The 19904-nt window shown below is 47.3% G+C and carries 20 protein-coding genes; 4 read left to right on the forward strand and 16 right to left on the reverse strand.

The annotated features are described in order from the left end of the window. Nucleotides 1-2 precede the first annotated feature (2 nt). The 13 genes from AC5JMP_RS00255 to AC5JMP_RS00315 form a co-directional block, all read right to left on the reverse strand. Nucleotides 3-488, reverse strand: a complete 486-nt coding sequence (locus AC5JMP_RS00255; RefSeq protein WP_495849407.1) for a universal stress protein — start codon at nt 486-488, stop codon at nt 3-5. A 54-nt stretch (nt 489-542) separates the two neighbouring features. Next, a complete protein-coding gene (locus tag AC5JMP_RS00260; RefSeq protein ID WP_495849408.1) occupies nt 543-881 on the reverse strand; it encodes a hypothetical protein in 339 nt (112 codons plus the stop codon). Nucleotides 882-943: 62 nt separating this feature from the next. Next, nucleotides 944-1186, reverse strand: a complete 243-nt coding sequence (locus tag AC5JMP_RS00265; RefSeq protein WP_495849409.1) for a DUF1816 domain-containing protein — start codon at nt 1184-1186, stop codon at nt 944-946. A gap of 39 nt (nt 1187-1225) precedes the next feature. After that, a complete protein-coding gene (locus AC5JMP_RS00270; RefSeq protein ID WP_495849410.1) occupies nt 1226-1558 on the reverse strand; it encodes a DUF1830 domain-containing protein in 333 nt (110 codons plus the stop codon). Between the two features lie 343 nt (nt 1559-1901). Continuing rightward, a complete protein-coding gene (locus tag AC5JMP_RS00275; protein ID WP_495849411.1) occupies nt 1902-2912 on the reverse strand; it encodes a phosphotransferase in 1011 nt (336 codons plus the stop codon). 99 nt (nt 2913-3011) lie between these two features. Further along, the gene (locus AC5JMP_RS00280) at nt 3012-3593 is read right to left on the reverse strand and encodes a DinB family protein (protein ID WP_495849412.1); all 582 of its coding nucleotides are present in this window, start codon (nt 3591-3593) and stop codon (nt 3012-3014) included. A gap of 129 nt (nt 3594-3722) precedes the next feature. Continuing rightward, complete coding sequence (locus tag AC5JMP_RS00285) at nt 3723-4178, reverse strand: GFA family protein (protein ID WP_495849413.1); 456 nt, start codon at nt 4176-4178, stop codon at nt 3723-3725. A gap of 116 nt (nt 4179-4294) precedes the next feature. Further along, a complete protein-coding gene (locus tag AC5JMP_RS00290) occupies nt 4295-5761 on the reverse strand; it encodes a tetratricopeptide repeat protein (protein ID WP_495849414.1) in 1467 nt (488 codons plus the stop codon). 229 nt (nt 5762-5990) lie between these two features. After that, complete coding sequence (locus AC5JMP_RS00295) at nt 5991-7802, reverse strand: calcium-binding protein (RefSeq protein WP_495849415.1); 1812 nt, start codon at nt 7800-7802, stop codon at nt 5991-5993. Between the two features lie 143 nt (nt 7803-7945). Further along, entirely contained in the window at nt 7946-8605 is a 660-nt protein-coding gene (locus tag AC5JMP_RS00300; protein WP_495849416.1) for a cyclase family protein, read from the reverse strand. Between the two features lie 329 nt (nt 8606-8934). After that, nucleotides 8935-9249 carry a hypothetical protein gene (locus AC5JMP_RS00305; protein ID WP_495849417.1) on the reverse strand — a complete coding sequence of 105 codons (315 nt, stop codon included), beginning with the start codon at nt 9247-9249 and terminating at the stop codon, nt 8935-8937. Nucleotides 9250-9821: 572 nt separating this feature from the next. After that, complete coding sequence (locus tag AC5JMP_RS00310; protein WP_495849418.1) at nt 9822-10646, reverse strand: FkbM family methyltransferase; 825 nt, start codon at nt 10644-10646, stop codon at nt 9822-9824. After that, nucleotides 10643-10771 (reverse strand): hypothetical protein, encoded by a 129-nt coding sequence (locus tag AC5JMP_RS00315; RefSeq protein ID WP_495849419.1) that lies wholly within the window; start codon nt 10769-10771, stop codon nt 10643-10645. The genes AC5JMP_RS00310 and AC5JMP_RS00315 overlap by 4 nt, the downstream gene beginning before the upstream one ends. A 372-nt stretch (nt 10772-11143) precedes the next feature. Here AC5JMP_RS00315 and AC5JMP_RS00320 point away from each other — a divergent pair, with 372 nt between their 5' ends. After that, the gene (locus AC5JMP_RS00320) at nt 11144-11329 is read left to right on the forward strand and encodes a hypothetical protein (RefSeq protein ID WP_495849420.1); all 186 of its coding nucleotides are present in this window, start codon (nt 11144-11146) and stop codon (nt 11327-11329) included. A gap of 113 nt (nt 11330-11442) precedes the next feature. Continuing rightward, complete coding sequence (gene rlmD / locus AC5JMP_RS00325; protein ID WP_495849421.1) at nt 11443-12825, forward strand: 23S rRNA (uracil(1939)-C(5))-methyltransferase RlmD; 1383 nt, start codon at nt 11443-11445, stop codon at nt 12823-12825. A gap of 25 nt (nt 12826-12850) precedes the next feature. On the opposite strand, the gene AC5JMP_RS00330 is transcribed toward rlmD, so the two are convergent. The 3 genes from AC5JMP_RS00330 to AC5JMP_RS00340 form a co-directional block, all read right to left on the reverse strand. Next, on the reverse strand, nt 12851-15424 hold the full coding sequence (locus AC5JMP_RS00330; RefSeq protein WP_495849422.1) for a DUF3769 domain-containing protein: 2574 nt from the start codon (nt 15422-15424) through the stop codon (nt 12851-12853). A 117-nt stretch (nt 15425-15541) separates the two neighbouring features. After that, nucleotides 15542-15658 (reverse strand): photosystem II reaction center protein I, encoded by a 117-nt coding sequence (locus AC5JMP_RS00335; protein ID WP_495849423.1) that lies wholly within the window; start codon nt 15656-15658, stop codon nt 15542-15544. Between the two features lie 213 nt (nt 15659-15871). After that, nucleotides 15872-16630 (reverse strand): 4'-phosphopantetheinyl transferase family protein, encoded by a 759-nt coding sequence (locus AC5JMP_RS00340; protein ID WP_495849424.1) that lies wholly within the window; start codon nt 16628-16630, stop codon nt 15872-15874. A 333-nt stretch (nt 16631-16963) separates the two neighbouring features. Here AC5JMP_RS00340 and AC5JMP_RS00345 point away from each other — a divergent pair, with 333 nt between their 5' ends. After that, nucleotides 16964-17614 carry an NAD(P)H-dependent oxidoreductase gene (locus AC5JMP_RS00345; RefSeq protein ID WP_495849425.1) on the forward strand — a complete coding sequence of 217 codons (651 nt, stop codon included), beginning with the start codon at nt 16964-16966 and terminating at the stop codon, nt 17612-17614. Between the two features lie 707 nt (nt 17615-18321). Continuing rightward, the gene (locus AC5JMP_RS00350; protein ID WP_495849426.1) at nt 18322-19725 is read left to right on the forward strand and encodes an L-serine ammonia-lyase; all 1404 of its coding nucleotides are present in this window, start codon (nt 18322-18324) and stop codon (nt 19723-19725) included. Nucleotides 19726-19904: the final 179 nt, after the last annotated feature.

A 19904-nucleotide genomic window follows, 5' to 3' on the forward strand; every position in this document is an offset into this window, starting at 1 on the left:
CCTCAAAGCATAGCTGAGGCTCTTTGAACCGCAACAGCAATCGGCAAATTAATAGAATCTGGCATAACGAGTAACGAGCAAGGCGCATGATCTAGCACATAATAACCAACGCTGTTCAGCGCTGGCTTGTCTAACGTTGAAGAATCACGATGCCCCATCAAAATCAGATCGGCATCCCATTGCTTAGCCACCTCACAAATCTGCTGCCCTGGATCTCCAGAGGGCGCTCTTAAATCTGCAATTACGCCTTCACGTCTGATCACATCGCAGTAGAAGCGCAATAGGTCAATACTGCTGAGTTTAACGCTATTCTCATCGTTAGCATCCTCAGTAGTAATGTTATCAGCATCGGTAATATTATCAGCATCGGTACAGACATGCAGCAACATCAATCGAGCCTGATTGTCATGAGCGAACATGATTGCCCGACTAGCAGCTTGCTTACTGAAAATAGATCCGTCGATCGCCACCAAAATTCTGCTATACATAAATGTTTCTCCTATTTTTTGTGTTGAAGTCAACTAAAGTTGCCAGTCAGATACTTACCAGTCGGATACAATGTCAAAATTCTTGAAAATTACTCTTAAATCTGGCTTAATAAATGCAGTGCCAATGGTCTTATGTTGATTTTCATATTCCTGATACGCAGCTCGCATAATGTCTTTAAACTCATGGACTAATTCAAGGGAATCTAAAGTTTCAGGATGTTGAATGGTGAACGTGCTGCAAACTAAGCAGAAACGACCTCTACCACTAGCAGAGCGACCGCTCCACGGCAAGCTACAGGTGGGGCAACATGGTTCAGGATGGTACAACTCAGCAAGATGCAGTTGAGGAGAAGCAAACCTTTTGAGAAGATGGGTTGTTCCAAGCTTCAACATAATTCATGCTCCATTTGAACTCGCTGAGTCGTTCATGATTTTTGTCCGCTCTTACTTTTGCTTTACGCTTCCTGGCTCACTCTGTCTTGCTCCGCGATCGTCAGCAATTGGGGCCGGCACCACCTAATCCGTGCAACAATGTCTCTGGCTCGTTCTTGGTATAAATCTTCAACATATCCCCCTCTGGCAACTCGCGCTTCTTTCTGGCTATCGAACGGTCCAAAATAATAAGTGCAGTGAGGTGTCGAGGTATTGATTTCTACCCACCAAGCTAGCTCTAGCTGATCAGATGCAGATAAACGCATATAAAATACCCGCAATCCCTTAAATTTGTTTGATTAGACCTAATTCAAAACAGCAACTTTTGCAAAATTTTCAGACTCGCTCTCTAGCGCAAAGAAAGGAATGAAATTATTACTTCCCTCATGAATTCGTAGACGATTGCAGGCAATATACTCTAGCAGAATGGGCTGACCTAGCCTCGTGGTATGAACTTCTAGCTGCGCTTCTGGCAACGCTTCAAACATAATTCTTTGCTTTGGAAAAACAACGCGTTCAAAGTACCAACCAGAGATATTTACAATCCGAACAATCTGGATTTTATGCGTAGAATTAACGTAGTAACAAAGAACCCGATCCGGATAGTGAGTAGGCAGAGAATCTAGTATTTGAGTCATGATGATAAAAGTTACGACGTAAAATTCTGAATTCAGTCCGGTATCTTTAAATGAAGCTCTAGGACAGGACGAGTCAGAAAATCAGTCCTAAATTTATTGAAGGGATGACTACCTATGAAATGCCATACGAACACTATTGCACAGCGCTGTTGGAGATCGTGCTTGAGTAAATGTCTGAGTAATGTATAAGCTGTTTGATTTAGCTCAAATTTTTCAAAGCGTTACAATTGTCGCAACCCAAAACCAAAGCCGCATAGCGGCCAAGCTTTACCGGGCGCAGACAACCTTTGCCTCTCCTCAATAACCTTGATACGTCCCGGTGCAGCGAAGTGTCGGGCTGGAATCAAAGCTTATTCTCATCTTGTATCATGCTTAGAAACTCTCTCAACAGATCTGGAACTGCTTCGATGTATCTGTTTCGATTTGCTGCATCCATACTTGATAAAACTGGCAGCCACCTCAGAATTGCAAGAATAGGCGACAGTTGTTGGGCTAGATCAAACGCTTCTTCCAGTCTCTCTTCTGTCTCATATTCAGTCCACTCGTCCAAATAGCACTTTCTAAGCTGCTTGAACCAGAACGAATTTTTTCCCAGATCAAATCTTTTCTCTAAACTGCCATAAGTACTGTGCAAGCTAAAGAAAGGATGAGCGATGCTACTGTCGCCCCAGTCAAAGAACATATACCGTCCATTGCCCACAAAGACGTTTCTATCGTGTAAGTCTCCATGATGAATTGTTTCCGGTAGGCTAAAAGCCGCTAATTGTTCACATAACTCGACCAATAAATCAGCCTTATTCTGCAAACATTGATACTCAAGTAAGCTGAGTCCACTGGGATGGTTAAGACCTAGCGTTTCGGTATCTGTCAGAAGTTGCTGAAATCTAGCAGGCAAAGTTGTTAAACGGCGATCGGGAACGCCCAGTTCCAAAAATTCCTTGAGATATTTGGCAGAGTCTTGCTGCACTTTTGCATAGAGGGGCAAAAGATTCTCCCAATGTCGAATATCATCCTCAACTTTCAGAGTGTCCCGAAGCATCATCCCTCCGTCAAGCATAAGCAGCCAACCCTGTTCCCTCTCGATCGCTAAAATCTGTGGCATACAGTCGGGATACCGATGCGATAGAACCTCTGTAAGTGCTGCTTCGTAGGCAAGATCTGATACAACTGCTTTGAAGTAGATACTGCCTATGCTTGTAGGAACTTGAAGTATTGTTGACCAATGACGAACGCGAAGCTGCTTGATTGAACCAATTCGTTTGATATCTTGTTGATGCAGCTCACGATCAATCCAACTGCTTGCTTGAGCAAGCCAGCCTTGTTGTGTCCAAAGGAGTCCATCAAGATGAGTCACAGAGATCCCAAAAGTTTTCCAATTACGATGCTTTTTCGTTAGTATAGCCCGACCTTGAAGACCGATAGGCAACCTTGCTGTACAGTCCCACCCGTAAGATCAACACTCCCATATTTCTTGTTCAGAAAACCCAAGCTCTCGAAAATCAGATTCTCGCAATTTTGCTTCATCAGCACAAAAGAACTCGTCTAGCTGAGGCGGTTTGATGGGTGTTCCTGCAAGCATTGAATGAACTTGTCCACGGTGATGAATCTGGTGTTGAAAGAGGTGGGCAAGCAGGCGTGACCTCTGCTCTATTTGAATCCCATTAGCTCTTGGGATACCTACTGGTTCAGTCATGAGCGTATCCGTCATTGACCGACAGAACGTGATTAAGCGTTCATCTGTTTTTCGTTGTTCTTGGTGTAGTTCAGCGCAGGTATCAAATGGCTCTTCAGGCTCAAAAAATTTCCAAGCTTCAGCATTGGGCGGGTCGGCTCTTATGCTTCGCTCCAAAGCGTCAACGTAATACCAGTCAACTGTCAATAGATGGTTCAATGTAGCTTTAATTGAGGGGAAGAAACTTGTTCTTGCCGCAACAAAATCAGCTTGATTAAGACAACAACAGGCTTTGAGTAAGCGATAATTTGCCCAAGCGTTGTTGTAAGCCATTGTGAGAAAGTGATGAGACAGAGATAGCATACAATTTGCAATGCTTAACTATTTAATTCGATGTATCCTAATCCATCTCTCGCAACCGACCAATTGCTGCTGGGGCTTGGCAGGAATAACCGATCGCCCTGGTTGAATCTCCGACATTATGCAGCCCTGCTATTGATGTCGTTTTGCAAACTCGGAGAGCAACGCTGGAAAATGCTCTGGTAATGGAAGTTTGTTAAAGCTATGGACGGCAGGTGTCGTTGCCCATGGTAGCTTTTCGTCCGTGTAGGTTTCGATAAATGGACTAAAAGCTTGGGCATCATCCATCATAGTTGCTCGGACATTGACGAATTCATCCATACCTTCCGGGCGCGTGAACAGCCAGCTCATGCAGTGTGCACAGAAATAATGACGCGTTGCACCATGTAGTCCACCGATGACAGGTTCACCCAACGTTACCTTGAAACTGCTGCTTGGATAAAGTGCGCTCAAACTAAAAGCGCTTGCCGTCATCTGCTGGCACCCGATGCAGTGACATGCCATGGTAATTAGCGGTTTTGAATTGATTTCAAATTGAACCTGTCCGCATCTACATTGACCAGTTCTGTAAGGAGTATTGTTTGTCATCGTTGATTCCTTGGTGCTTGGCTCGACAACAGTATTTTTTGCGCTAATAGTCTGAAGCAACGTCCCCATGCCTGCAATAAGTTTTAAGCATCAAGTTCGTAAGTCCTATTCAGGTTTTAAGGGAAGGATGGAGGAGAGATTGAATTTGAATGTGTAGACTCAACTAACTCTTGATAAAAAGAGATAGCTTCTTGCCACCTTCGCTGTTGAAAAAGTTCATCATATTGCTGAAATTCTCCAGGAGAAAGCAAACCTAATTCAGATAAATGATGTATTTCTAAAACTCTACGATAAGCTCTAGCTGCTTCCTCTAATCTCCCCTGCTTCACCTCTAAGTTTCCTAGGAAGTGATATCCAGGCAGCTCCGATTCTCTCAATGAAGCAGCCTGAGTATAGGCTAAAAATGCGCCATTTGTATCGCCCTGACAATGGAGTATAGTGCCCAACACTACGTGAAAAACACCCCGGCTTGGATTCTCGCTAGTCAATTGACGATATTCATCCGCGGCTGTCTCCAAGTCGCCTTTTTCAACTAAAACCTTGGCCAAATAGACACGATTAAAACTGTCTTCTGGTTGAATCTCTATAAGGGTACGGTAAGTCGCAACTTCCCCATTAAAATCACCCATTTCTCTGAGATGGGTTGCCTTTCGCTGTATCAGATCTGCTAAGTATTGGTCTGGTCGGATATTAAAGTTTAGATCATTGATGATCGGCGGATCCGGCGCAAGAGGAATCCAGCTTCGATACAGAGCGATCGCCTCGTCAAAGCGGTTCTGTGATGCTAGAAGTTCGGTCAATCTGTAATATCCAAACGCTACGTTAGGCAACGCCTGGATGAGATTGCGATAGATGCGCTCTGCCTGCTGTACGTCTAGCATCTGTTGATATTCTCTGGCATCAGGGCGGGAATTTCCCAATACGCCATTACCCATAGTTGTGGCAGCAAAATTTTGCTCAACACCCTGAATATAACTCTCTAGAGCTTCTGATTCTTTCCCTTGAAGTTGCAATAAGTCTCCAATTGCGATGTGGAATCTCGACGGCGACAAAATGTCAAAAAGATGAACCTCATCAGCCCCTAACTGAACTTGAAGTCCTCTGCGATAGGTACTGATTGCTTCATCAATTTCCCCTTGTTTTAACAGTACGCTCCCCAGGCGAATGTAAGGCAAACGTGATAGAGGTGCATTTTGAATCCATTGACGATAGATACTAATTGCTTCAGGCAGTCGATCAGCGTCTTCAAGGAAATTTGTTAACTGAGAATAGTTATTTATGTCTGTAGGATTAAGATCAATTGCTTCACGCATTTCCGCTTCAGCGGGCGATGAATTATCAGGTATTTGACGAGGTGGTTCAGGGTTAGGATCAGGCGGAGCAAGTGATAATAATGGCGAGTAAAGATATCGGCCCGCAAATATATCTACGGGACTATGAATAATGCATTCTTGTTGTAATTGATCTCTATTATTTGAGACAGGAGTTTGCGCGACCAGCAGGGGTGCTTGAATAACTAATCCAGATGTTGTTAAGCTCAGAAGGGCAAATAACTGGCGTAGAGGCATAGGAAAACTATTCAAGAATCTAGTGAAGACTGCTTTGTATAATGCAACGGAAATGTTAAGGCTGGTAAGCGTAATAAAATTTGGCAATTCCAATGCTCAAAGCTGTGTTGAAGATCCAACGTTGCCTACCATTCGCCGTAGATAACCTTGAACTCAAACTAATAACCTCTCGACGGTTGAAAAGCATGGGCAACGTTAGCTATTAATCATATTTATATTTTCCTTAGTTTAATACAATTTTTTACTAAAAAATAAAGTTGTAGGGTTGCTTTAGCTTTGTAATCGATATGTCATTTACTGTCGCAAGAGGCGTAATCTCTCCTGGTTTTCTACCGTTACGATCAATTATAATTTGGGTGTCGTTCCCAATGTGTTGAAACTTGACATAGCCCTTGGCAATTGCATTGCCACCAGAATATCCGCCTCGCACAACGCGATCGAGTAAGCCTTCTAGCACAATTTTGTCTTGGCGCGGTTTAAAGTCTAAAATCTGGTCTTGCCGATCGCTAAGCTGCGTATAGATAAATTGGTCACGACCCGCCCCGCCAAGCAACAAATCATTGCCAGCGCCACCAATTAAGCGATCGTTACCGTTCAAACCACTCAGCGAATCATCTCCTTTGCCACCCACTAGGCGGTTTTTGCCAGCATTACCGACTATTGCTTTCCCAGAATTGGGGTTGTCGTTATTGTCAAGATTATCAGATGTTGCTAAGCGATCGCGTAGATAAATATCAACACCCAAGGGAGCAGAGACATCATCAACTAAGTTCGCGCTTTGAGATAGAAACGCGATGTATCGTCCGTCATCAGAAATAGTGCCATCGCCTGATGCGGTGGCTGGACGACCCCCTACTGCTTCCTGTCCATTAGAGTTGACTGACACTCGTTCAGTGGTGCCCGCTACCATGTCACGAACGAACACATCCAATGCGTTATTAACGTCATTAGGAACTAAATTACTGGCTAATGATTGAAAAACGACATAGCGCCCATCGCTGGAAATTGCTCCATTTCGACTAAAACCAATACGGCTGCCTGCATTTGCCAGACTTCCGTTCAACCCCACCGAAACCAATCCTGTTTCACCCGTTTGTAGATCATGGCGAAAGATATCCACCCGATCGTTGTTATCGTTGGGGATGAGATTAGTCGCACCAGATTGAAACACCACATAGCGACCATTTGCTGAAATTACTGCATTACTTGACCCACTCGTTTTTGAGAATCCAATTGTAGTTTCTTGAGAACTTTCTCCGACTGCTACAGACCCTTGAGAATTGACTGAAACTTGCTGAGTTTGGCTTGTTTGGCGATCATGCACAAAGATATCAAAGTTGTTGGCTCCCGTATCGCGGCTGTCGAGATTAATAGCATTTGATTCGAATGCTACAAATCTACCGTCGCCTGAAATTGAAGGAGATCGCGAGTCGGCTGAAGCTATACGGTTCCAAGGCTTTGACTGTTCGCCGCGAGAATTAACGGAAACGCGAGTCGTTGTTCCCGCCCTTAAATCTCGAACAAAAATATCTTGATCATCATTATTAGTATCATTTGAGACAAGATTATTGGCTTCAGATTGAAACGCCACAAACTGCCCGTTCGCAGAAATTGCGGGTCTGAGATTAAAATCCCGTGTATTGGCAGCGAGTTGACTACCGTTGGAACTAACGGAAGCCAGAGTCGTTGTACCCGTCAGAATATCCCTCACAAAGACATCGGTTTCTCCATTAAGATCACTTGGCACCAGATTTGTCGCATCGGAAGCAAAGGCCACATATCGACCATCGCCAGAAATGCTGATAGAGTCATAGAAGGCAAAGCGATCGCCGTTAGCCCCTTGAGAAGAAATAGATACGAGTTGGATTTGCTTTGTCACTAAATCGAGCAAAAATACGTCTGAGCCTTCCCCTGCTGGATCATTAGGGACTAAATTACCCAAATCGTATGCAAATGCCAAGAACCGTCCGTTGGCAGAAAGCACGGGTGCCGCATCGGCAGTGTCAAACCTTTCATTGAGCTTAATAATTCTTTCGGTTTTACCAATTTGAGGCATGACTAATCGTTAAATCTGCTTGGCTAGATACTTTGGGTAATGAATTCAACAATCGTTGCTGAAGCTAACGTTCGCACTCACCGGACGCAGATGACTCTTACAACTTAACCAACCATATTCAAACGTTTCGGTGCAGCGCGATATTATGTTGCAATTTCCGCAAATGCGCGCACTGGAAACGTGCCGAAACCTTTAACTTTTACTGGTACAGCATAGAATTTAAAGCCACTACTAGGCACCGCCTCAAGGTTACACATATGCTCAACAATCAGAATGTCTGAGCCAAGCAGTACTGAGTGAACAGGACGTTCTTTTCCACTTACATCATCAATATTGTAAGTATCAATGCCAACTAATTTCGCTCCGTTATTCTTCAAGAATCGAGCTGCATCCTCGGTCAAATAAGGATGTCCTTCATAATATTGCCCTGTATTCCAATGTCTAGACCAACCTGTCTGAACGAGAACAGCCTTGCCTAACACATTAATATCGCGAAAATATTCTTCATTTATAGCGGTAATGTTTTCAGGAACAATCACTTTGACAGCCACTAAACTTGCCATTGATTCAAGGTTAAGCTCAGAGATATCTTTTCCATTTTCGTAACGATGGAAAGGTGAATCTAGATAGGTTCCCGTATTTGAACACATTTCGATTAGTCCAATTTGAAAGGTTGTCCCTTCCGCATAAATCTTTTTTGATGCTTCTCGGCTCAAATAGTCGCAAATCACTGGGGCAGGCAAACCTTTATAGGTTATTAGTCCGTCCTCAATTGTGTGGCTTAGATCTATTAATCTACTCATTTTGTTCCGTCACTTATTTTAGAATTTAGCTTGAAACATAACTACTATTAGGCTGAAAGCTTCTGTATAACACCCTAGAGAAGGCAAATATACCGAAAGTTTTCGTATAACACCCTGATTTGGGTAGATAGACAGAATCCTTTCCTATAGTTTGTCAATTAAGGTGAATCAGTAGAATCTTTGCGTGTAAAAATGGCTTGACGATCGCTTTTATCATCAAGCCAGTGGCGATCGTAAATTTGTGGATTAATCAGTAAAATATTTTACGCTTGCAATGCTCAAAGCTTTTTGAGTCGTACTGGTCAAACGAGTACGACTCAGATGTTGAGTTAGGTTCGAGCTGTGCAAATACCATTAGCCCCATTACGTCTTGTGTAAGACATATTTGTGGTGCCATCGGGATTTAAAGTGACCGAGACCGTGATACGGCGAAGGGTAGCCTCGTAGTAAGTTTCACTGAATTTTTGAAGCTTCGCCTCTTCCCCGTTGATGTAAAAGTAGCCCCCTTCATCAGCGTGAACTTCAATCCCCGTAGGGCAAGTATAGTTAAGTAGAGGGATACCTGCTGCATGAACGATGCCAGCGATCGCAAATTCAGACACAACCATAGCCAGCAAAGAAGCAACAATAGATCGATTTCTCATCGCTTTATATTCTCCATTAAAGACACGCTAGAGTTGAGGGTTGACTACTATTTAGACAATTATTCCCTCAGAATAGAACCACTGCACGAATTGAGTAAGAGATCATTCTCACGCTCAATAATATCGTTGATACGCACAAACAGGCAAACTATTTTCATCCGTCTGTCAACGAAGCCAGTGATCTTACCTACTCCACATTAGATCTACTAACTAAGCGTTTTTTTACCAGAATCACTCAGCATCGACCCACCAACGGCTAAGGGAAGGCGATCGATTGAATAGAGGTAGCGAAGGGCTGAACCAAATTGAGCATCAGCCCTCCGCTACTCACCCAGTTTTTAGGGCAAAGCTGATTTTGAGTTCTTGTTCACAGGTTTTGCTTGAACAAAACTAGATTTTGCTCAAGTAAATGTTGATTTTGAGCTTTGATGTACAAATTTTGCTTGAGCAAGATCTAATTGTATGGAAGCTCCAATTGAGTTTGAGAGCGCCAAGCTTGAGCATTAGCTGAGTTTTTCTAATTCAGCTAATGCTCAACTTGAGGGCGGCTGGAGAAATTACTGTGCTGAAAACTAAGAAATCGAAAGGATTGAATTAGCATGAATCTTCCCCGTGATCTTGTATCCAATCGGGAGAAGATTTGCAGATAGCCAATCTTCATGGGGAAGACTTTCTAGGATAAGTATGGGTTTGCACCTCTTAATAGTTGCGATCGCCCCTTCTAGTGCCTGTTGTTCAAAGCCTTCCACATCCAACTGTATAATTGATACGTTTCTATCAGGAGGAATAACATCATCTATTCTTAAGATTTTCACTTCAATCGCCTGACCCACAAAGTCATCCTCTGATTCGGCGAGTTTGCTGCCTCCTCCAAACGATTGACCCGCTTGGTCAGCGACCACCAGCGACATAGAACTTTGTTGAGAACCTAAACCAGCATTGATAAGCTCCACATTGCGGAGGCTGTTGAGGGCGATCGTAATCAGCGCGCATTGATGGCTTTCTGGATGGGGTTCAAATGCCCAAATTTTTGCATGAGGAGAACATTTTCTAGAGAGCGCCGGGACAAAGTCGCCAAAATAGGTGCCTGCGTGGATAACGTCACCTGATCCACAATGACTTGTTATGAACTCAATGGTTTTAGGTTCCCAGACTCTACCCGATAAAATCTTCTGTGTGGCGGGTCGATGAAGAGATGACAACGGTACACAGTAGCCCCCATGTCTGTTATAGGAAATGCAGCACTGCAACACTGTTTCAGATCTGCCCTTATATCGAGGAAGCGAAGCGTAGCGAGATGGATCATCTTTGCCAAGCGCTCTTCGCAGAATCTGAAGGAGAGGAGAGGGAAGCACCTTCTTGGTTATCTTTTTTATGGAAACTAGACCATCATTCATTCATCTAACTCCGTACCACTTAACATCACCTTTACCCGCACCAGTATCACTGCTCCATTACAACCAATCGGCTCTCTGCGATCGGTGTGCATGGGCATATTACGCTGAGCTATAGATTCACTCATCGCTGCTGATAGGGTCAAGCTTATCAGACAACACTACTGAGATCTTTGGACTCCCACAACCAGCGCTGAATTTCATCATCTGCTGGGAGAGGGCTAGGGTGAGGGCTGTTTCTACGGTGTTTCAGGAAAGTTGTACATTGCGTAGCCTTAGTCTAAGCTCAAGCAATAAGGAGTCATATCGAGATTTCACTCCCCCCTCCCGGCTAAGCTCCAGAAGCAATCTAGCGATCGCTCTAGCCCTTATAAAGATATCTGGAAAGATTCAAATGTTCCGCCTTTGCTCCCCAACCCCACAGTTTCAGGAAGCTTTCGACTCAATTCTTGTTCACAGTCCCCCAGAATTGGGGAATGTGGGGGCAGTTTGGATAGTCATTGACACTTTTCAAACACCCTTTCACAGCGATCGCCAAAGCGCTGATTGGTTTTGCTTCAGCCTTGCTTAATTTTGCTGACTTGTTTCCTGATTTTGCTCAAGCCTTGCTTAATTTTGCTAACTCGTTTTCTGATTTTGCTAACTCGTTTCCTGATTTTGCTAACTCGTTTCCTGATTTTGCTTAAGGCTTTATCAATTCTGCTTCAGCCTTTCCTAATTTCGCTTAAGCAATCCACCCTATGGAGTCAACGAACTGCCTAATAGTCAGCAATGGAGCTAGGGGAGTAGGATTGAGAGTATGGAAACCGAAACATTACAATCTGAATTGCCATCCGAATGGCAGCAGGGGCAGCTACTAGAGATCGCGATCGCTGACCTAAGCAACAATGGCGATGGCGTTGGGCGTTGGGAAGGCAGGGTTGTATTTGTGCCAGACACCGTTCCAGGCGATCGCGTTCGGGTACGATTGATGCGAGTCAAGCCTCAGTATGCCTACGGCAAGCTACAGGAAGTCTTAGAAGCCTCAGAGCATCGGGTGCGACCGGGCTGCATTGTTGCCGACAAGTGTGGCGGCTGTCAGTGGCAGCATGTCGATTACAACTTTCAGCTCCAGGCAAAGCGCAACCTAATTATTCAAGATCTAGAACGTATCGGCGGCTTTGCCGACATCCCCATTGATTCAGTCTTGGCCATCTCTGCACCGCTGGGCTATCGCAACAAGACGACCTATCCGCTGATGCGATCGGCAACTGGGCAAGTTCAGGCGGGCTACTACCAGAAGGGCAGCCATCAGTTGATTAACCTCAACCAGTGCCCCATTCAAGACGATCGCTTCAATCCTTTCTTGGCGCAGATCAAGCAAGACATCCAGGAGCGCGGCTGGGGTATCTATGACGAAGCCAAACATCGCGGCAAATTGCGCCACTTGAGCTTGCGGGTGGGGCGACGGACAGGTGAAGTGCTGATGACGCTGGTGACGAAAGAAGGAAATCTCATCGGGTTAGAAGAACAGGCTCAAACCTGGATGACAAAATATCCTGAGCTGGTGGGCATTTGTTTAAACTTGAATCCCGATCGCACTAACGCCATCTTTGGGGCAGAGACGCAGTGCATTATTGGACAAGGCTACTTGACCGAAGAATTTGCCGGACTGAAGTTTCAAATTCAGCCCAACACCTTCTTTCAGGTGAACACCGAACAGGCAGAAGGGTTGCTCAAGGCGATCGAGTCTGAGCTAAATCTACAAGGTCACGAAGTGCTGGTCGATGCCTACTGTGGCATTGGCACAATGACCCTGCCGTTGGCAAAGTTTCTCAAAGCGGCGATCGCTTTAGAGGTGCAACCCGAAGCCGTCGAACAGGCTCAGGTGAATGCGGCATTGAACGGCATTACTAATGTCACCTTTCAAGTTGGCACCGTTGAGGCTCTGCTGCCTCAGCTAGAGGTTCACCCAGATATTGTGCTGCTCGATCCGCCCCGCAAAGGCTGCGATCCAAGCGTCATTGCCACCTTACTCAGCATCCTGCCCGATCGCATTGTTTACGTAAGCTGCAATTCCTCAACCTTGGCGCGCGACCTCAAGCTGCTGAGCCAGAGCTATCGCATCACGCGAGTTCGTCCCGCAGACTTCTTCCCCCAAACCCCCCATGTGGAATGCGCTGCCTTTTTAGAGAGAGTCTAGTTAGAGAAGCCTAGTTAGAGAAAACCTAATTAGAAGGCTGAACGCCGTTGGAAACCGGAGGGGCACCAATTCCTGAAAACCTCCCCGGATCGCCAAACCAGTTGAAGTCGCTGATGCGAAGCGTTATACCCGCCGCATTGCGAATCGGGCTGAAGCTAAGAGCAAGGGCATAGGTGCGCCGACTGTATTCCAGCGTGTAGATCGTATCAATCGTGCGCCCTTGATCTAGGCTGAGAGAGGTTTGCACCCCAAACCTAATCGGTCCCACAATCTGCTGGGTAAAGCCCAAAGTCAACACCTGCTCATCTTCAATGCGATCGAACAAGAAAGGCGACTTGCCATCTAGCACCGTCTGAGAATAGGCAATCCGGAAAGCCGTGTAATCAAACGCACGACGCGAGAAATTCCCAAACTGCCCCGAAAGCCCGATCGTACCCGTCAGGCTATTCTGAGTATCACCATTGCTATAAAGACTGGCTGTGCCTCTTAGGGAAGTATCTATCGCCAAGTAAGGAACCACAGGGTTGGGAGTGAAGCGCAATCCTGCATCTGCGGTTGGGGGTAGCGCAGTGCCAATCCACAGATAAAAGGTGCGGTTGAGGTTGGCAGTAACCTGGTAGCGGGTCAAATTGATCCGGTTATTGGCGCGTGGCAACGGTGGCAAAAGAGGATTGTCTGCATCAACCTCAGAATTTAAGAACTGCACACCTGCCTGATAGGTGAGATTAATTTGCGTATTGCCCAAACGGACTTGGGGCGAACTGAGGACAATGCCCAAGTTACTTTGCACATTCCGAAAGCCCAAGGAGCCATTAAACAGGCGATCGCGGAACGTGTAGCCTACCGACAGGCGATGGTTCCAAATCTGCTGCTCAACGCCAACATTGGCTCGAAGGTTGCTGTCCACTTCTCCCAGGTCGAGGCTAGTGAGTGAGGCTTCCCCTGCGAACAGAGTTGTGGGGCTGAGGTTGGCGGTGAAGATCGATCGCAATCCAAAAGCCGAACCGCCCAAGAAATCGCCGTTGTCGTAGGCGCGTTGCAGCAAAATTTGCGGCGTGAGGGTGAATTGCACAGTCGGAGTCGCAATCACTTCAAACGGTCGTTCGATAAAGAAGCCGCCCCGCTCGTCTTGGTCAAATCCAAACTGCACCAAACCCGAACTGCTGCGCTGTCTACCAAACACAACGCTGTTGCGAAACAGCGGCAGCGAAAGACCGCGATCAAACACTACTCGCGGGTTGCGCGCGCGCAAGAGGCTCGTTGTTTGAGTCAGGCGGCTAAAGGTGAGCTGGGGAGTGCGAATTTCGAGTTCTGGAGGCGAGAAGGGATCATTGGTAAGCCGCACATTGGTTGCCACCCCACCCTCTGGCGTAAAGTCCACCCGCTCAGCCTCATAGCGCAAACGGTTAATTTGTCCCGCTAAGCCGCTGCTGTTTGGCTGACCGCCTCCCGATGCGCCAAAGGTGATGCCTCCTGCGCTACCCGTAACCTGGAGCGGCTGACCCGCACTCACCTGGTTGCCCACCGACTGTCCGGGAACGATCGCTCCGGGCAGCGGCGGCGCGGTCGAAAAGTCGGTGGTGGCGGCAGGCACATTTAGCTCTCCCGATGCCGCAAACACCGTGCCGTCACCCTGAACAAAGTTGTACTCAAAGCGCTGACCCTTCAGAACCTGCTGTCCACGAGTCAGGGTCACGTTGCCCTCCGCCACCGCAATTCGGTTAGGCAAATTCACCTGAATGCGATCGGCAGATAAAACCGCCTGACGAAACCGCATGACGGCATTCCCTTCTGCCGTGAACACCTGCTGCTGCTGTTCATACTCCTGGCGATCGGCGTTCAGCTCAATCACTTCAGTCACCGGGGCAGCAGGCGGCTGACCGTCTGGAGCGGCTTCAGGGACACCCGCAGGAGGTTGCGGAGGGTCTTGTGGAGGAGTTTGTGGAGGAGCTTGTGGCTGGGTCGGAATCGTCAGAATCTGTCCATCTGTGGGAGCCGATGGAGCCGGAGTGTTGGGAACTGGAGGCTGGGGGGCAGGCTGCGTGGGTATGGGCGTAGTCTGCGTAGGCGTAGGCAGGGGATCGGGTGGCGGAAAAGGCAACGACTGATCGATAGACTGCTCGTCTTGCAGCGTTCCAGCCTGCGCGATCGCCGCCCCTCCCCTTGATCGAACTTCAGGTAGTGGAGCCGATCTAAAGGCTTGGACAAGATTGATCGATCGCCTTGAAGCAGCATCCGAACCAGCGATCGCGTTTCGCGCCAAGGCGCTAATTTCTGGCAGCTTGACGCTACTCTGCCTCTGAGCCAGCATGAACCCTTGCCCCTCCGAAAGCTTTGCCTTACCCTCCTGTTCAGGTAGCGACTCAGGGGCATTTGCTAGGCTGATCTGAAGGGGCTGACCCAGAGCAGCCGCCTGAGAGGACTCCACGGGCAACGCAGGGCTGGAGCGATCGCTTAATTCAGAGCCACCCACAGATCTGCTGAACTCTGGCTCAGCCTTTGCGGCGGGATGAGGACTGGCATGAACAGGTGAAGATACTTTCTCAGACGACAGAAGGTTGACGACTGGAGGTAGAGGCGGTGGAACCGAATAGGGCATACTCTAATCGAAATACGACAGACGGACAGCCCAAATTCAGACCTTTAGCCGTCCTCAACACTGACTCAGGAGCTAACAGGTATCTGATGATAGACCTATGACCTGAGAGCAAGCTTCCTATTCAAGATCCCGGCGGTTAGGGTTACGAGCCGGATCGTTTGACAGAAATCCGAAAACAAATAGCCCCAAGAAAAATGCAACAACGATATAAACAACAATCTTAAGAGTCAGCATCGGAAAGTCTCCTACAGCAAATCTTTCTAAAAATTAAGCTCTCTCATCATACACCTTGGGAAAACGCTTACACTTCCGGCAACCATGACTTTTGAAAAGTTTGCGATCTTGCCAATTTAGAAACTTATTCGGTACTGGTATTCATGTAATGATTTTTTAGGGGGTGGGCGAAGCCCACCCCCTAAAAAATCATTACATTTTGAGGACTACCACCTATTCGCTGCCTATTCGCCAATAGTGCAGATGGGGGGGCTGGCTTGGCTCAGCGATCGCAGCTACCAGTGCTGCCGTATAGTCAGGCTGTGGTTCTAGAATGTGAAGCCACCAGCCTGTTGAGTCAGAACTAAGAATGAGTTTAGGGGGGATGTCGGGGGTCAGAGCCACTTCAACCTGATCTAGTTCAGTCAACCCAGTTCCGATCGCCTTGAGATAAGCCTCTTTACAAGTCCAGCCGCGAAAAAATGTCTTGACTCTTTGATGGGGCGGCAAAGCTAGTAGCGTCGCATGTTCTCGTTTAGAGAAAAATCGTTGCGTCAACTGCTCCAAATCGGCGACAGGACGACGAACATATTCCACATCAATCCCCACAGGGCGATCGCGACCAATGGCATACAGCGCCAGCTCATGCCCATGGGACATATTAAACTGGAGATCGGTGAGCTTCAGCTCAGGCGCAGAAACGACAAAAGGCTTGCCGTGATCGCCATAGCCAAACTGAATCTGAGCGGGAGCGATCGCCAAGTAGCGCCCTAACATCTCGCGAAGCAAGCCGCGTCCGCTAATGAAGTGGAGGCGATCGCGCTCCCGCCGAAACCGGGCAGCTCTGTCCTGCTCCTCGACTGATAGAAGTTTTGCCAGACGTTCAACCTGTTCTGGAGGCTGACGCAGGGAAGCTTGCCAGACATGAACTTCATTGGATAAAAGAGCTAAGTTTTCAGGCGGTAAGACCCATTCAGGCATGAGATTATTCATGGATTAGTACGCACTCAGACATAGCTTAGTTCAGTCTGCTTGAGTAGGGTCAGTAGATCGCAAACCAATGCTCACGCTAAAAATGCTTGTGTCTGATCCCCCTCGATCTCCCTCAAGAAGGGGAACTTTGAGTTCTGAAGCCCTCTTTTTAAGAGGGTTGGGGGGATCGAGTGTAAGCCTTGCGATCCACTGAGGATTGGCAATATAGCGACCACCCTAACCAAACGGGCGACAGCCATAATTGTCAATTCTATAGTTGCCAACACAGACGGCTTAAATCCTGTGCAGTATGATCAACAGGGTCAAACAGAGTCCGAATTATTCCTTCTACTTATGACTCCCACCACAACAACAGACTTGCTGGAACATCTCAACTGGCGCTACGCAACCAAAAAATTTGACCCTGCCCAGGTGATTTCACCAGAAATCTGGGCAGCGCTTGAAGATTCCCTCGTGCTAACGCCCTCTTCCTACGGGCTGCAACCCTGGAAGTTTTTGGTCATCACCAGTGCAGACCTGAAAGCACAGCTAAGACCGCTTTCCTGGAATCAGGCGCAGGTGACCGACTGCTCTCACTATGTGGTGTTCACCATCCGCAAAAATCTGACGACCGAGGATGTCGATCGCTTTGTGGCTCGCACCGCTGAAGTACGCAATGTCTCTACAGAATCTATAGCGGGCTATCGTAACGTCATAGTCAGTGACGTGATTTATGGCGCACGCAGCCTCCAAGCCAATGAATGGGCAGCCCGACAAGCCTACATTGCACTGGGTAATTTCATGACCTGTGCCGCTCTGCTAAACGTTGACACCTGCCCCATGGAGGGAATCGATCCTGCCAAGTACGATTCGGTACTGGGACTTCCCCAAAAAGGATTTGCCACAGTGGTAGCTTGCGCAGCGGGCTATCGGGCAGACGACGACAAATATGCCGAGCTGGCTAAGGTGAGGTTTTCCAAATCAGAGATGATTGAAACTCTGTAGGGTTGATGTGATTTGAAAGGGGCAGATCTGCCCCTTCTAGCCTTAGAGGTAACTGAAGGTCGAGCAGCTCGACACTACCTGCCCCCCATACCGTCATATCGCTTGGGATCTTTCTTCTCTTTTTTAGATCCAGCCTCTCCCTTTGGCTTTTTGGTCTCTTTGTTGCCTTTTTTCTCTTTAGACATCTTCTTTTCCCCGATAAATGTTCGCTGCTTATTGCCTCGCTTCCCACAGCTAGCAAGGTATCAGCCATCTGTTCTGTCAGTTTAGCAGCATTTCAATATTCATTAAGGTTGTGGTAGGTCGTAGTCGTTTTTGAAGCCAACCAGTTCAGGCGATCGCTTCTCTAAATCTCCTGATGGTCTTGTGCAGACAGCGTAACGCTGATATCTCGATATGCCATGGAGTGATTTCTAAGTTGTGGCAACCGCCAAGGCGGTTAGGACAGGGAAATTTTTGGTGGAGCGCGAAGCACTCCACCAAAAATGTTCTGAGGAAGCTGGCGACAGCCATAAAGGCAATGCAGTTTACAGGCGGCTCTAAGAACTTTTACACCTACAATCAGAGCTATCTCAGTGATTAACTTCGCAGTAGTTGAGAGTGCAAAGTCGGAAGGTTTTTGTTGTGAGGTGAGCTTCGCTCACCTCACAACAAAAACCTTCCAAATCCGGGTTACTGGGTGAGTTCAGCATTAGGCAGGAATTTTGATGGCGATCAGCGTTTTTGATCTGTTCAAGGTAGGAATTGGGCCTTCCAGCTCACATACAGTTGGCCCCATGCGGGCAGCGCTGCAATTTGCAACAGGGTTACTCCATGCTGGACAATTGCCACAAGTCGAATTCATTCGGGTAGAACTCTTTGGATCATTAGGTGCTACTGGACGAGGACATGGCAGTGATATCGCAGTATTGCTGGGTTTGGAAGGGGAAGTTCCTGATCAGGTTAATCCAGCAGCCATTGAGATGAATATCCAGCGCATCCGTAGCACTGAGCGCCTATCTTTGCTAAAACAGCAGACTATTGAATTTCGAGAGTCAGAACATCTGGTGTTTTGCGGGCGATCGCTCCCCTACCACCCCAACGGTATGCGCTTTACTGCCTATGGCTCAGCAGGTCACGACATGGCTCAGAAAACCTACTATTCGATCGGCGGTGGTTTTGTGGTGAACGAAGAGGCAATTCACCATCCGACGCCTCTAGCAGACAATATCTTGCCCTATCCCTTTCAGACAGCAGCTGAGCTACTAAATCTATGTCAGCAGCACCATTTATCCATTAGCCAGCTAATGTTGGAAAACGAAGCCATTTGGCAATCTCAGGCGGCAGTGCGACAGGCGCTGCTAAGGATCTGGGATGTAATGCAGGATTGTGTCGATCGGGGCTGTACCACTGAAGGAATTTTGCCCGGTGGCTTAAAAGTCAAGCGGCGCGCGCCAGATTTGTATCGTAGCTTGAGCCTACAAAACTTGAGCCTACAAAACTTGAGGCAACCGCCAAGTCCTGTGCTGCAAGATCCATTGAGCATTTTGGATTGGGTGAATTTGTATGCTCTAGCTGTCAATGAAGAAAATGCTGCTGGGGGTAGGGTGGTGACTGCGCCAACTAACGGCGCGGCGGGAATCATTCCAGCCGTTTTGCACTACTACACACGCTTTTGTCAAGATGCAAATTCTGATGGCGTAGTGCGGTTTTTGCTGACGGCAGGAGCGATCGCCCTACTCTACAAGCAGAACGCCTCAATTTCGGGGGCAGATGTTGGCTGCCAAGGAGAGGTGGGGGTAGCTTGCTCAATGGCGGCTGGGGCACTGACGGAAGTTCTCGGTGGTAGCCCGCAGCAAGTCGAACATGCAGCGGAGATTGGCATGGAACACAACTTAGGGCTGACCTGCGATCCAGTCGGTGGACTGGTGCAAATTCCTTGTATTGAACGGAATGCCATGGCATCCGTGAAGGCAATTAATGCAGCCCGGATGGCATTGCAAGGAAACGGCAGTCACTTTGTCACCCTCGATAAAGTTATCAAGACGATGAAGGAAACGGGTGCCGATATGCATGTGAAATATAAAGAAACTTCTCAGGGTGGACTAGCCGTTAATGTGATCGAATGCTGAGGGATTGAGTATTGAGAAACTGGCAGAGATTCTCTTTCGTTGTTTGGGCAACGCGATCGCGGGCAATTTAGCGCCTTTTTTTAACGCAAAGTTTCGAGAATGTTTCCTATAACAGAATATCCCCTATGGGGGGATGTTATCCTTGAGAAACAGAGTGAGGCTTGAACTGCTGCTCTACC

It is taken from the genome of Drouetiella sp., from assembly GCF_059504425.1.